The sequence below is a fragment of the Acinetobacter sp. 22512 genome, from assembly GCF_052044755.1.
Classification (GTDB): domain Bacteria; phylum Pseudomonadota; class Gammaproteobacteria; order Pseudomonadales; family Moraxellaceae; genus Acinetobacter; species Acinetobacter pittii.
Genome location: NZ_JBQENP010000012.1, coordinates 90,614 through 104,308, shown reverse-complemented (window position 1 = coordinate 104,308; position 13,695 = coordinate 90,614). Strand labels below are relative to the sequence as shown.

The 13,695-nt window shown below is 37.0% G+C and carries 13 protein-coding genes; 7 read left to right on the top strand and 6 right to left on the bottom strand.

The window, feature by feature from the left end; all coding sequences use genetic code 11:
- The first annotated feature begins 151 nt into the window (after positions 1 to 151).
- The gene (locus ACTJJG_RS13610) at positions 152 to 319 is read left to right on the top strand and encodes an ABZJ_00068 family colistin stress protein (protein ID WP_000938939.1); all 168 of its coding nucleotides are present in this window, start codon (positions 152 to 154) and stop codon (positions 317 to 319) included.
- Here the strand turns inward: ACTJJG_RS13610 and nadC are convergent.
- Positions 316 to 1,161, bottom strand: coding sequence for a carboxylating nicotinate-nucleotide diphosphorylase (nadC, locus tag ACTJJG_RS13605; RefSeq protein WP_032005758.1), 846 nt, complete (start codon positions 1,159 to 1,161; stop codon positions 316 to 318). The two genes, ACTJJG_RS13610 and nadC, sit on opposite strands and share 4 nt — an antisense overlap.
- A gap of 171 nt (positions 1,162 to 1,332) precedes the next feature.
- On the opposite strand from nadC, the gene ampD reads away from it, so the two are divergent.
- The gene (gene ampD, locus ACTJJG_RS13600; RefSeq protein WP_014208037.1) at positions 1,333 to 1,902 is read left to right on the top strand and encodes a 1,6-anhydro-N-acetylmuramyl-L-alanine amidase AmpD; all 570 of its coding nucleotides are present in this window, start codon (positions 1,333 to 1,335) and stop codon (positions 1,900 to 1,902) included.
- Positions 1,903 to 1,974: 72 nt separating this feature from the next.
- Entirely contained in the window at positions 1,975 to 3,525 is a 1,551-nt protein-coding gene (gene murJ / locus ACTJJG_RS13595; RefSeq protein ID WP_171057724.1) for a murein biosynthesis integral membrane protein MurJ, read from the top strand.
- 48 nt (positions 3,526 to 3,573) lie between these two features.
- On the opposite strand, the gene ACTJJG_RS13590 is transcribed toward murJ, so the two are convergent.
- From ACTJJG_RS13590 to ACTJJG_RS13570, 5 genes are all read right to left on the bottom strand, one after another.
- The gene (locus tag ACTJJG_RS13590; protein ID WP_206243296.1) at positions 3,574 to 4,269 is read right to left on the bottom strand and encodes an FKBP-type peptidyl-prolyl cis-trans isomerase; all 696 of its coding nucleotides are present in this window, start codon (positions 4,267 to 4,269) and stop codon (positions 3,574 to 3,576) included.
- A gap of 49 nt (positions 4,270 to 4,318) precedes the next feature.
- Entirely contained in the window at positions 4,319 to 5,044 is a 726-nt protein-coding gene (locus tag ACTJJG_RS13585) for an FKBP-type peptidyl-prolyl cis-trans isomerase (protein WP_440608960.1), read from the bottom strand.
- A gap of 191 nt (positions 5,045 to 5,235) precedes the next feature.
- Entirely contained in the window at positions 5,236 to 7,422 is a 2,187-nt protein-coding gene (locus ACTJJG_RS13580) for a polysaccharide biosynthesis tyrosine autokinase (protein WP_032014915.1), read from the bottom strand.
- Positions 7,423 to 7,441: 19 nt separating this feature from the next.
- Entirely contained in the window at positions 7,442 to 7,870 is a 429-nt protein-coding gene (locus tag ACTJJG_RS13575) for a low molecular weight protein-tyrosine-phosphatase (protein ID WP_002120825.1), read from the bottom strand.
- Between the two features lie 4 nt (positions 7,871 to 7,874).
- A complete protein-coding gene (locus tag ACTJJG_RS13570) occupies positions 7,875 to 8,975 on the bottom strand; it encodes a polysaccharide biosynthesis/export family protein (protein ID WP_218660446.1) in 1,101 nt (366 codons plus the stop codon).
- 354 nt (positions 8,976 to 9,329) lie between these two features.
- On the opposite strand from ACTJJG_RS13570, the gene tviB reads away from it, so the two are divergent.
- The 4 genes from tviB to ACTJJG_RS13550 are packed head-to-tail and all read left to right on the top strand — an operon-like array spanning position 9,330 to position 13,684.
- On the top strand, positions 9,330 to 10,604 hold the full coding sequence (gene tviB / locus ACTJJG_RS13565; RefSeq protein ID WP_032014911.1) for a Vi polysaccharide biosynthesis UDP-N-acetylglucosamine C-6 dehydrogenase TviB: 1,275 nt from the start codon (positions 9,330 to 9,332) through the stop codon (positions 10,602 to 10,604).
- 29 nt (positions 10,605 to 10,633) lie between these two features.
- Positions 10,634 to 11,494, top strand: coding sequence for a glycosyltransferase family 2 protein (locus tag ACTJJG_RS13560; protein WP_032014910.1), 861 nt, complete (start codon positions 10,634 to 10,636; stop codon positions 11,492 to 11,494).
- Positions 11,495 to 11,504: 10 nt separating this feature from the next.
- Positions 11,505 to 12,440, top strand: a complete 936-nt coding sequence (locus ACTJJG_RS13555) for a glycosyltransferase family 2 protein (RefSeq protein ID WP_032063258.1) — start codon at positions 11,505 to 11,507, stop codon at positions 12,438 to 12,440.
- On the top strand, positions 12,437 to 13,684 hold the full coding sequence (locus ACTJJG_RS13550; RefSeq protein WP_002120719.1) for an oligosaccharide flippase family protein: 1,248 nt from the start codon (positions 12,437 to 12,439) through the stop codon (positions 13,682 to 13,684). The genes ACTJJG_RS13555 and ACTJJG_RS13550 overlap by 4 nt, the downstream gene beginning before the upstream one ends.
- Positions 13,685 to 13,695: the final 11 nt, after the last annotated feature.

Here is a 13,695-nt window from a genome sequence, read left to right as displayed (position 1 = left end):
GCTGTTGATATAAAATATTATGTGGGAATATGCTGTCGTATAGATGAATAATAAAAATAAAGACTTACCTTTTGTAACAGAATCTCCTAAGCCTGGTCATATTTATCTTTTACCTTGAAACCCTGAATTTTTAAAGTAATGGGGAAAATTTATGCTACAAGGTTTTATTGTATTATTAGCAGTAGTGACATTTGTTCTAATGGCTGCCGATCCACGTGATAGTGGGGCACAAGCGACTCAGTCAGCGTGGCAAAAAACACAAGCGGCAGACATGACCAAGTCGCAAAAAAATACCAATAATGACGCAGATTTTATCTAAGCATTAAAACGCATAGATAAATCAACAGCTCTAACGTCTTTAGTTAGGACGCCCATAGAAATATAGTCAACGCCAGTGGTGGCAACTTCACGCAAGTTTTCAATAGTGATATTGCCAGATGCTTCGAGTTTACAGCGGCCCGCCACATGTTTTACGGCATCAATCATTTGCTGTTGACTGAAGTTATCGAGCATGACAATGTCCGCCCCAGCTTCAAGTGCTTGGTTTAGTTCATCCCAAGTTTCAACTTCGACTTCAACAGGTTTGCCCGGTGCAATTTGATGTGCTTTGGTGATTGCTTGAGCAATACCACCCGCTGCCATAATATGGTTTTCTTTAATTAAGAACGCATCAAATAAGCCAAGACGATGGTTTTGTCCGCCCCCGATAGCAACCGCATATTTTTGTGCAATACGTAAGCCTGGTAGAGTTTTACGTGTATCGAGAAGTTTTGTATTTAAACCTTCAAGATGTTGAACATATTCAGCAGTTTTTGTTGCAACAGCAGACAAAGTTTGAATAAAGTTTAAAGCAGGGCGCTCTACAGTTAGTAAGCTACGTGCAGAACCAGCAAGCTTTAAAAAGGCTTCGTTTGCAGCAACACGTTCACCTTCTTGTTTTAGCCAAGTCACCTGAACAGTATTGTCATAAGCTGAGATGAGCGCATTAACCCACGGTTGTCCAGCTAAGACCATATCTTCGCGGCTAATAATGGTTGCCGTGGCTTGCTCATCTTCAGGTGTGAGCATAGCGGTAATGTCACCGTCCCCAATATCTTCTTGTAATGCTTGTTGAATATTGATTTGAATTGATTGTTCAAGCAAAGACTGAGGTATGCTCATACGGTTTCCATTTTGTCGATGACCCTAAAACTTGCGATATATTAGCATCGTCGACCTGAAAAATAAGCTATTTTATGAGATTAATCGCGATAAACAATCGCATTTACTACTTTGAAAAGCACATAACTGTTTTAAACTAAAACAATTGGCAAGCAATTTATTGGCGTCTCAATGAAGCAAATCACAGCGTATGAAGTTATAGATGGACAATTAAAAGGGGCGAGACAAATCCCTTCTCCAAATTTTAACCAGCGTCCGACTGGCACCGAAATTCAAATGATTGTGGTTCATAATATTAGTTTGCCACCGTCTCAATTTGGAGGTGGCTATATTGAGCAGTTTTTTCAAAACAAGTTAGATTGGTCAGTTCATCCTTATTTTCAGACTATTGAAGGCATGCAGGTTTCTACACATCTGTTAATTTTACGAACAGGTGAAGTCCTACAGTTTGTTAACTTTAACGAGAGAGCATGGCATGCAGGGCGTTCAAGTTATTTAGCCAAAGTAGAATGCAACGATTATTCAATTGGTATAGAACTTGAAGGAAGTGATGATTTACCTTTTGAAGATGTACAATATGAAGTATTAACTGACGTTGTTACTGCTATTCGCCAAGCTTATCCAGAAATTAAAAACCATATTGCAGGGCATTCGGATGTTGCTCCTGGCCGAAAAACCGATCCAGGTCCTTATTTTAAATGGCAGCACTTTAGACAACTGTTAGCACAGAAAAAAACTTGAGTTTGTTCATCATTTCACAACGAAAAGATTTTCTAGTTTCATTACAATAGCGTCTTTCGAATACAGCTGTAGGTGAGTGCGATGGCATTGTGGCGATCGACTTTTATTGTCAGTGCAATGACGATGTTGTCACGAGTGTTAGGGCTCGTGCGTGACGTCGTATTGCTCAACGTGTTTGGTGCAGGTAAAGATTTTGATACCTTCGTCGTCGCTTTTCGTATTCCCAACTTCTTTCGACGACTATTTGCCGAAGGCGCCTTTTCTCAGGCCTTTATCCCAGTCTTAACTGAATATAAAACGGGTCGAGCACACGCTGAAGTGCAGATCTTAATTAGTCGGGTATTTGGCTGTTTACTCACAGTTATGACCTTACTCACTTTTGTGGCTATGGTTTTAGCACCTGCAATCATTTATATGTACGCACCGGGCTTCCACAGCGATCCGGAAAAGTTCGATTTAGCCGTCAGCATGTTCCGTTTGACTATTCCATATCTAATGTTTATGTCGCTCACGGCTTTTGCTAGCAGCATCTTAAATAGTTATGGTTCGTTTGCCTCACCAGCTTTTTCACCAGTTTTGTTAAATGTAGCGATGATCGCAGGAGCGTGGTGGCTTACGCCGTATATGGCTGAGCCAATCAAAGCATTAGGCTGGTCAGTTGTTGCGGCTGGGGTATTACAGTTAGCGATACAAATTCCTGAATTGTGGCGTAAAAACCTACTGATTCCACCTAAAGTTGATTTTAAACATGAGGGTGTAGAGCGTATTTTAAAATTAATGCTTCCAGCATTATTTGGTGTATCGGTGACTCAGATTAACCTATTGCTAAATACGATTTGGGCATCTTTCATGCAAGATGGTTCAGTGTCTTGGCTCTACAGTGCTGAGCGTATGACTGAGCTACCTTTAGGTTTAATTGGTGTTGCGATTGGTACAGTAATTTTGCCTTCACTTTCTGCCCGTCATGCAGAGCAGGATCAAGCAAAGTTCCGCGGTATGATCGACTGGGCTGCAAAAGTCATTGTATTGGTAGGGTTGCCGGCAAGTATTGCTTTATTTATGCTTTCAACACCGATTATTCAAGCATTATTCCAGCGTGGTGAGTTTGATCTACGTGATACACAAATGACAGCTCTAGCATTGCAATGTATGAGTGCTGGTGTAATTTCTTTCATGCTTATTAAGGTATTTGCACCCGGTTTCTATGCACAACAAGACACAAAAACACCAGTGCGCGTAGGCTTAATGTCAGTTGCAGCTAATGCGATTTTAAACGTTGTATTTATCGGCTTCTTTAAGCTTATTGATTGGCATGCAGAACATATGGCACTTGCACTAGCATCTTCAGGTTCAGCGTTAGTAAATGCCGGTTTACTCTACTTCTATTTGCATAAGCGTAATATTTTCCGATTTGGTCCGCATTGGAAAAAATTAGGACTTCAATATGGTTTAGCGAACCTTGCTATGATTGTAGCGCTTTGGTTTGGGCTCAATTGGTATAACGGAGAGCTTTCACAGTGGTTACGTGTTGCCGAAGTCGTAGGGCTATGTTTAGTTGGGATAATTGCTTACCTGATCGGTTTAATCCTTACGGGTTTTCGACCTAGAGATTTAAAACACTAAAAATAAAAAAGCGATCTTAAAATGATCGCTTTTTTTATACTAATACATTTATTTTGGCAAAACTTGCAGCAGTTCAATATCGAAAATTAAAGTGCTATTCGGACCAATCGTGTCACCTGCACCAACTTCACCGTAAGCGAGATTTGCGGGGATAAAGAAACGAGTTTTACCACCTTCTTTCATGGTTTGTAGACCTTCAGTCCAGCCTGCAATCACTTGGCTGAGTTGAAACTCAACTGGATGATTACGTGCGATTGAGCTGTCAAACACAGTTCCGTCAAGTAAACGGCCTTCATAATTTACTTTAACACGTGATACAGCTTTCGGTTTTTTACCTGTACCTTCTTTTAATACTTGGTATTGGAGACCTGATTTAGTCGTGATTACGCCCGATTTTTTTGCATTATCAGCAAGAAATGCAGCACCTGCTTGAGCATTTTGTTGACCTACTTTTTGAAATTCAACAAGCTGCTTAGCTTCTAAAGTTTTTTTATAATCATTAATCGCTTTCGCCATTTCTTCGTCAGTTAAGCGTGCGGTTTTGTTCTGAGCACCTTCTTGTAAACCCTGATAAAAAATATCAAGATTTAGATCTGTTAAAGCATCAGTATTATTACGGCCCATTAAATAGCCATAGCTATAGCTAAATTGTTCTTTCGCCGGGCTTTTATTTGTAATAGGTGCAGCAGCAAAAACAGATAAACTTATCGTTGATGTTGCAATAATTAAACCAATTTTTTTCATGCCGTTTTCCAAAAAAAAGGAGAGTACTGTTTTACTCTCCTGAATGTTTTTATTTCACTGAAATGAGTTCTACATCAAAAATCAGCGTACTGTTTGCTGGAATACCAGGAAGTTCCTGAGGACCATAAGCAAGATTAGATGGAATGAAGAACGTCGCTTTACCACCTTCTTTCATGAGCTGAAGTCCTTCAGTCCAGCCTGGAATAACCTGATTGAGAGGAAACTCAACAGGCTCACCGCGCTTATACGAACTATCAAATACTTGACCATTAATTAATCGGCCTTCGTAATGTACTTTAACCATAGACTGCGCAGTTGGTTGTTTACCTGTGCCTTCTTTAGTAATGATGTATTGCAAACCAGACGCTGTAGTTTTTACACCAGCTTTTGTTTTATTTTCTGCAAGGAATTGAACATCTGCAGATTCAGACGCTGCACCAGCGGCTTGCTGTGGTTTATCTTGTTGTTGCATTTTTTGCTGCAATTCTTTTTCATAAGCAGCAACAGCAGCTTTTAACTCTTCTTGAGTATAAGCACTTGGTTGCTTATTACGAGCATCATGAATCCCTTTCACAAATGATTTTGTGTCAAGTTCAGGTGGAGTTTGCTGAGCAACTTCGTACCCAAGAACATAACTGATTTTTTCAATTGGAGAGGCATTTTTATTTGCTTTGCTTCCGACTTCTGTGGTCGGATGTTGGCTTGCATAATAAACTGGTATAAGTGCAGCACCGCCTAAAATTACAGCGACAGCAATGGGTAAGGCTTTACTCATAAAAGGTTCCAAAAATAATCATTTGAGTCTAAAAAAGCTGCTTTTGATCTTAGCATGCTTAAGCATAGAATGTTTAAGAAAAAAAACGAGTGGTTTTTTATATATTTTAGTTAGTTTTAGTTGGAATAAACTTAAAAAATCTTAAATAAAAAAACCGGATCATTTGATCCGGTTCTCTTATCATTTTACGATTAATCTTCTTTTTGTGCTTTATAAGCATAGGCATAGTTATAGCCATAACCATAACCCGCGCTCGCACGTTGAATATCGTTAAGGATAAAGCCGTTGACTTTAACACCTGCTTGTTCAAAGCGATTAAGCGTTAATTCAAGTTCTTTCATTTGCGACTTAGCATAACGCGCAACAATTAAGTTCACACCAGTATATTGCGAAATAATAATACCATCGGTTACTGCAAGTACTGGTGGAGTATCGATAATGATGTGGTCATACTGACTTTGTAGTTGTTCAAGTAGTTCTTTAAATTGGTTAGAGCTTAAAATCTCTGAAGGATTTGTTGGACTCTTACCGCGAGTAATCACATCAAGGTTAGCAACTTGAGTTTTATGCAAAACTTTTTGTAGATCAGCTTGTCCACTCAATAACTCAGAAAGACCTGGCTTAACATCTACATCGAAGTATTTATGCATATAACCACGGCGCATATCGGCATCAATGAGTAATACACGCTTGTCGCTTTGAGCAAAAATAGTTGCAAGGTTGGTTGAAATAAACGATTTACCAACTTCTGGTGAAGGGCCAGCAATCATAATGATATTGTTTTTTGCATTTGCTAATGCAAAGTGAATCGCGGTGCGGATACTACGTAAGCTTTCAATTGCAATATCATCACTATTTTTAACTGCAAGAATAGGAATACTCTTCTTTTTCTTTAAAATCTTGATACGACTTTCTTGAATTGGAGAACGTGGTACGGTTGCATAGACTGGTAAATCCAACTCATTTTCAATTTGCCCAGAATCTTTAATGCCTGTACGTAACATATTACGTAGTAGGGCGACTAGTGTTCCAATAAAACCGCCCACAAATAAAGATAAAATAAGAACTAACAGTTTTCTTGGTTTAATTGGCTTAACTGGCTCGACTGCAGTGTCAACAATACGTACGTTGCCTATTTCACCTGCTTTGGCGATACGAAGTTGTTGGTACGAGTTGAGAAGCGCTGTGTAGAGCTGTGTTTTTACCTCTACCTCACGATATAATTGTAAATATTGACGTTGCACATCAGGTAGTTGTTTTAAGGTGCTATTTAACTCACCAATTTGTTTATTAATAGCAGCGAGCTGTCCATTAATTTCACGCATTGCAGGGTGTTCAGCAGTATATTTTGCCGCCATCTCAGCTTGCTTTTGCTCAAGCTCAGCCTTTTTGGTCTCTAAAGTAATACTTTGAGTTAAGTACAACTCAGACTCTTTAGTGACATCAACTGTGTTGTATTGTTGACGGAACTTATTAAATTGACGCTCTGCATCGTCTAATTGCTTTTTAAGATCTGGAAGTTGTTCATCTAAGAACTTTAAAGTTTGAGCAGACTCAGCCGAACGACGTTCAATATTTTGTGCACTATAAGTTGCCAGAATTGCATTTAAAACTTTAGTAATATGTTCTTTATCTTGACCTTGATAATTTAGACCTAAAACACCTGTAAGTTTGCCACGTTCTGCGACAGAATAATTTACGCTAAGTGAATTTACAGCAGCAGGTAAGGACAAATTAGTAATATTATAGGTCGCATCAAGTTGATCTTTGGCAAAAATTGCAACCTTCCAGAGTCCATGTGGCCCAGTAACATGGTTAGTCTGATTCAACGGAACTGTTAATATTACCTCTTCAGTTTCTGGGTCAGTTAAAGTTAAAGATTGTTTATCAAAATTAAGAAGTAAGTTTTTGTCTAGATAATAATTCGGAACTTCAAATTCACGCACTTCAAAACTTTTAAGGTTATCTTGAAATAAAACCGATTTTTTTGTGTACTCGGTTTTATATTCTGTGTCGCTTAATAGTCGGTGAGTAAGCGTATCTTCTGTACTGGAAATTTGTATATTTAGATGTAACTCTTTAATGACAGAGCCTAGAACCAAGCGAGATTTTAAAATTTCAATTTCAGCTTGCGCTGGTGATTTTTGCTCAATCATTTGCGACAAATCACCTAAAAGTGCAGCAGAAGCCCCTTTACTGTCTTCAACTTGGACCAAAGCATCAACCGAATAGGTATCTGGCGTTACGCGTAAATAGAGTAGAGCAAATACAACGCTTAAAATAACGCATAGAGCAATAAGCTTCCACTGAGCGATCAGCGAAAAAAACAGTTCTTTTAAGTCAATTGTATCTTCGGTATTAGTATTCTGTTGGTTCATATGCTTAAAAATCTATACGTTAAATATAAGGTTTCCAATCAGCCACACACTGCTGAATGAGTTGGAAAGTTTCATCAAAAACAACTTGATCGTGCTGGTAGGGATCAGGCACATTTTTGTTCTGCCAGTGGCCTAGGCGATAGGTTTTACCTTTTGCAAAGGGCCAAGTCTGCTCAATATGCTTTTGCTGATTGTGACTCATGACCAAAATAAGGTCAGCTTTTTTAATATGCGAAGCATTAAGTTTACGGGCAATATGTGGTTGCATATCGATGCCTAAGCGTTGCATACAAAGTTGTGCTTTACTGTCTGCTTGATGACCTACAAGTCCAGAAATACCAGCAGATTCAATATTTAGTTGGGGGTATTGCTGTTTTAGCAAATACTCTGTCATAGGACTACGACAGATATTTCCAATACAGACGACTAAAATATTTTTAATTTGCATAATATTATTGTCCCAAACGGTCTATGTTATATAAAGCATTTGAGAAAGGAATAATCTGGTTAATTACACGTTGCCAACGTGTTAAACCAGTCGCATCAACATAGACAATATCATTACTACGTAGTTTGAATTGATTCGCTAGACCAAAATCACCAATACTTAAAAGATTTAAGTGATAAATTTCAGTGGTATAATCATTTGGATTAGTACGCACTACATAGATCTTACTTGCACTACCAGAAGCTGGATTAATACCTAAACTTTCCCCGAGAGCATCACTTAAAGTCATACCCTGATCGCGCATTGGTAAAGCTTGACTTTTTCCAGCTTCACCCATGACATAAATTTTTTGGTTCTCACGTGTGCTGACATAAATGGTGTCATTGGGTTGAACGAGTAGCTTATGAAGTGAATAGCCAGCTTTTTCTAAATCAATTGTGTTTAGATTATAGGTCCGACCATTTCGAACGAGTTGAATATAAGTGTTATCACCCGTAGTGGTGACTCCACCTGCCATACCTAATGCAGTATATATACTTACAGGCTGGTCACTTAAATAAAATTGCCCACCTTTTGTGACGCTACCTTGAACAGAAAAGCGCTGTCCTTCATAAGATACTACACGAACTATAACATCCGGATTTTTTAAGAATCGGGCAAGTTGACCACGTAATTCACGGTTTACTTGAGCAAGCGTTTTACCAGCAGCTTTGTAGCGACCAACTAAAGGAAATTGAATATAACCGGTTTGATCGATTGGATAACCATTTGATTGAGTTGACTGTTCATTATTAATGTTATTGAGCGGAGGGGTAATTTCTGGATAAGCCCAGAGCTGAATAGAAAGAACGTCACCTGAGCTTAAACGATAAATAGGTTGTTGAGTTTTAAATAAGGATGCGTAGTCATGTTGATAGTCAATTTGAGCAGGCTGAATGACCGGTAGCGTTTCTTGAGAAATTTTAACTACATTTACGGTAGTTCCGAGGTCAGTTTTATAAACACCTTCACTTGGAAGATCATAAGTTTGTAAACCGGAAGTAACCGCACAGCTAGCGGCACTCAAACTCAAGGCAAGAACAGAAAAAAACTGGCAATACTTCACACGCAACCCTTTGTGTATTTATCTTTAATTGATATTGGCTACTGCTTAGTGACAAGTGTCTATTAAACGCAGGCTGAACTGATTCTAGCTGAAAAGTAATGAAAAAACACCGAAAAATCGCAAGGCTTTGTATGTTTAGTTTAACTGGGGAGGGCTTTTAAACAGTATTCACAGTGTAGAAATATTAAAAATGTATAGTTTGGGCTAAGTGGAGAAAGATTGATTATAAATGTTGTAAACACATTTATACAATTGGCATACGGCGGTAATTAAAAATCTGATATAGTACGCTGCACAGTTAATGCCAAAAGCATGATTTATTAGATATAAACTCTAAGGAAAAGGCTCGTTTGTATGCAAATTGCCAATTTAAAAATAGCAATTATTGGGTTGGGCTATGTTGGCCTGCCGTTGGCAGTTGAGTTTGGTAAAAAAGTACCTGTTGTCGGTTTTGATATTTATCAAAAACGTATAGATGAGCTTAAGAGTGGTCAAGATCATACCTTAGAAGTCTCTTCAGAGGAGCTGAAGCAAGCAGTTCAATTGACTTATAGTGCTGACCTTAATGATTTAAAAGGTTGTAACTTTTTTATTGTGACTGTTCCAACACCAATTGATGACTTTAAACAACCAGATTTAACACCTTTAATTAAAGCATCGACCAGCATTGGTCAAGTGCTCAAAAAGGGTGACATAGTTGTATATGAATCTACTGTGTATCCGGGTGCAACAGAAGAAGTGTGTATTCCTGTTTTAGAAAAAGTTTCAGGTTTAAAATTTAACCAAGACTTTTTTTCAGGTTATAGCCCCGAGCGTATCAATCCTGGTGACAAACAGCACCGTGTCACTAATATTTTAAAAATCACCTCAGGTTCAACCCCTGAAGTGGCGGATTATGTTGATGACGTTTATAACTTGATTATTGAAGCGGGGACACATAAAGCACCTAGTATTAAGGTAGCAGAAGCAGCTAAGGTCATTGAAAACACGCAGCGTGATGTGAATATTGCTCTGATTAATGAATTGGCGCTTATTTTTAATAAATTAAATATCGATACGGAAGATGTGCTCAAGGCGGCAGGTACGAAGTGGAACTTTTTACCTTATCGTCCAGGATTGGTCGGTGGGCACTGTATTGGTGTAGATCCATATTATCTGACCCATAAAGCTCAATCGATTGGGTTACATCCAGAAATTATTTTGGCTGCCCGTCGTTTAAATGATCGTATGGGTGAATATGTGGCAACACAGCTCATTAAAGAAATGGTGAAGCAGCGAATACAAGTTGTTGGGGCACGTATTTTGGTGATGGGGCTTAGCTTTAAAGAAAACTGTCCAGATATTCGTAATACAAAAATTGTCGACTTTATTAAAGCCCTTAAAGAATACGATTTAGACTTAGACATCTATGACCCGTGGGTAGATGATACAGAAGTACAACACGAATATGGTTTAGCACCAATTAAAGAACTGCAACAAGGCTTGTATGATGCGATCGTTATTGCTGTAGCACATAACCAATTTAAATCTATGAGTGTTGACGAGTTCCATGCTTTAGGTAAAGAAAAGCATGTGCTTTATGATTTGAAATATATTTTGGATAAAGAAGAGTCAAATCTCAGATTGTAATCACGAGTTCATAGGTCATCTTATTTGATATGAATAATAATAAAATTGCGTTGGTAGTCATTGTGTATGGCAAAGCATTAGAAGATGCTTTGACTATACAAAGCTTGCTAGGTTTTGAGCGAAAATTGGATTATTTACTTATTGTAAATAATGGTCCTACAGTAATAGATGAAAATAGTGCAGTGTTGTCTGCATTGGTACAAAAACACCACCATGTTGTTTTAGAAAATCAGGTGCAAAATAAGCCTTTGAGTTGGATTTATAACGATTTTATCCAGCAATATGACGCTGATTATTATGTCTTATTTGATGATGATACGGAAATTAATATTGAGTATCAGAACATACTATTTACAGCACAGGATATTGATATTGAGTTGCCGAAAATCATTTCTATGAGCGATAACGTGCAATATTACCCCTTGGTAAATGGGGCGATAGAGCAAAAAGATGGGATCATTTCTAATGCAAAAGAAATATTCTCTATAGGTTCAGGTTTGGTAATTTCTAAAGGTGTAAAACTATATTTTATAGAAAACAAAATGGAGTTGTTCGATTCACACTTTGCTCTCTATGGTGTGGATTTTAGTTTTTTTAGAAAGATTAATTGTATCGAGCAAAAAAGTAAGGTTTTTAACATATCTTCTCGTAGCTATATCAATCATTCTTTATCACGTGCTGAAAAAGAAATAAGTGAATGGCGTGAGAAAGAAAGGTTATATGATTTAGTACTGACTCTGAAATATTATTACTCTTATGCTGAATTACGAATTTTAAAGTTATTTTTCAAAAAAATATTGGGTGGAAAAATGAATGATGCATTACTTGTTTTACGTACTGCATTTAATGGCGCCCATCCACGCTGTATAAGTAAAGTATTGCATGATTGAGGTCTCCAAAGTGTTAGAAGATAGGATTGATATTGCATTAGCTACATACAATGGAGAAAAATATATTACAGAGCTATTGGATTCTCTTGATCAACAGACTTATCAAAATTTTATTGTGCATGTTTGCGATGACGGTTCAAAAGATCAAACAATAGCTATTTGTGAAGCACATTCTTTATTTAAAAAAGGCAAACTAGAAATTCATGAAAAAACTGGGGGTAATGGGGCCTCAAGGAATTTTATTCGGACACTTTCTTACTGTCAAAATTCATATATTGCGTTGTGTGATCAGGATGATTTTTGGATTCCTACCAAACTTGAGAAAATGTTAGGGAAGCTACAATTTGAAGAGGGAGTGGAAAAAAGACCAACATTAGTTTTTTCAGATTTACAAATTGTTGATGAAAAACTACACATACTTTCACCTTCTTATTTTGCGGTTTCATCAAAAAGTCATTTATGTTCTACGCCATTTGATTTTTTGTTGAGCAATCATGTGCCTGGTTGTGCCATGATGTTTAATCGCTCATTAAAGCAAATATTTGAACCTATCCCTCAAGAATTCAGGATGCATGATTGGTGGATTATTCTAATTGCAGCTTTTGAGGGAAGAATTGTTTATTTAGATGAAAGCTTAATTCAATATCGCCAACATGGGAATAATACTGTAGGTGTTGTAGGCATGGAAAAGCCTACTTTAATACATAAGATCCGTATGGCAAGTTTATATAAAACAATATTGTTAAAAGTAGATATGATAAGAAGAAGTTTCTTACCATATATTCAACAAAGAGAGATGCAGAGAATGGAGCTTTCGTTGGATCAAAAAGCTTTTGTTGATCTATTGCAAGGTCATCTTTCATTTTCGAATAGACTCCAAATCTTTAGCAAGACTGTAACAGGCGAAGATCGGTTACTTAGTTTTGTGGTTTGGTGTCTGTTATGAGTAAGACAATAAATAAAGAAGTTTTTTATTTATATATTATTCAAATTGCCAATATGGTTATTCCATTGGTGTCATTTTCCTATCTAGCGAATATTCTAGGACTAGTAGGATTTGGACAAGTTAGCTTTTATCAAACGGTAAGTTTTCTCGCTGCTTTTTTTATTGACTTTGGTTTCAATATGTCAGCAGCGCAGAAAATGAGTATCAGTCTTGATAATAAATCAAAAATGGATGAACTTTATAGTAATGTGCAAAGTGCAAAGTTTTTGATTTTTTTAATTGTATCTGTATTGGGCGGGATAGGGGTGTTACTGTTACCTTTGTCTCATATGGATGCAACCTTATTATTTGTAGGTATTCTTTCAGCTTTTAGCACAATTTTACTTTCTGGATGGGTTTTTCAAGGACTTGGGCGTAACTCAGTTTTAGCTTTCTTTTCTGTTATTGGCCGGGTTGTCTCAGTTGGGTTAATTTTTTGGTTAATTCATCAAAAAAGTGATGTGTTGCTTGCAGTGATAATTCAAGTTGCAATTAGTTTTTCAATTGGTTTGGCAGCAATTATCTATTTTTATCGAAAAAATATAGTAACTTTTCGGTTTAAATCTCTTTCTATCTATAAAATGAAACAACTGTCAGAGGACAGCTATCACAACTTTACTGCATCACTTTTTACTTTGGGATTTACCTATTTAAATCCTATAGTCGTGAAATTCTGTTTTGGTGATGCTTTTTTAGGGTTGTATGCTATGGCTGATAAGTTGGCGGTAGTTATTAAACAGCTTTTTACTCCGGTTACACAGGCTTATTATAGTCGAATGTGTATTTTGAGCCATGAAAAAAAATATCAAGAGTTAATTCAAAATGCAAAGAAAGTTGCTATCTTTTTTGCAGGCATTAGTATTGTGGCCTTTGTCGGCAATCTATTGATTGGTAAATATATTTATAGTTTTTTATTTGGACCAGAATATAAAATCACAAGTTTATTAAGTATTATGATTATGACGCAATTTGTTGTGTCTATGGCGATGGTACTTGTTAATTTAATTATTATTCCAACAGAAAATAGCAGAATTTTAAAAAAATATTACCTGTTAGGATTATTTTTTCACTTCAGTTATTTCTATTTCTTTGTCAAATATTTGCATGTTTATGGAGTTGCCAGTGCTATTTTGCTGACAGAAACAATTCTTACACTGTCATTTTTCATATATGTAAGAAAATATTTTTCAAAAATTTTAACGTAAATGTAAAGGTT

Bases quoted from the DNA above. Each gene is read 5' to 3' on its own strand.
- ACTJJG_RS13585 (WP_440608960.1), bottom strand. From the start codon at position 5,044: ATGAGTAAAGCCTTACCCATTGCTGTCGCTGTAATTTTAGGCGGTGCT.
- tviB (WP_032014911.1), top strand. From the start codon at position 9,330: ATGCAAATTGCCAATTTAAAAATAGCAATTATTGGGTTGGGCTATGTT.
- ACTJJG_RS13610 (WP_000938939.1), top strand. From the start codon at position 152: ATGCTACAAGGTTTTATTGTATTATTAGCAGTAGTGACATTTGTTCTA.
- nadC (WP_032005758.1), bottom strand. From the start codon at position 1,161: ATGAGCATACCTCAGTCTTTGCTTGAACAATCAATTCAAATCAATATT.
- ampD (WP_014208037.1), top strand. From the start codon at position 1,333: ATGAAGCAAATCACAGCGTATGAAGTTATAGATGGACAATTAAAAGGG.
- ACTJJG_RS13590 (WP_206243296.1), bottom strand. From the start codon at position 4,269: ATGAAAAAAATTGGTTTAATTATTGCAACATCAACGATAAGTTTATCT.
- ACTJJG_RS13550 (WP_002120719.1), top strand. From the start codon at position 12,437: ATGAGTAAGACAATAAATAAAGAAGTTTTTTATTTATATATTATTCAA.
- ACTJJG_RS13575 (WP_002120825.1), bottom strand. From the start codon at position 7,870: ATGCAAATTAAAAATATTTTAGTCGTCTGTATTGGAAATATCTGTCGT.
- ACTJJG_RS13560 (WP_032014910.1), top strand. From the start codon at position 10,634: ATGAATAATAATAAAATTGCGTTGGTAGTCATTGTGTATGGCAAAGCA.
- ACTJJG_RS13580 (WP_032014915.1), bottom strand. From the start codon at position 7,422: ATGAACCAACAGAATACTAATACCGAAGATACAATTGACTTAAAAGAA.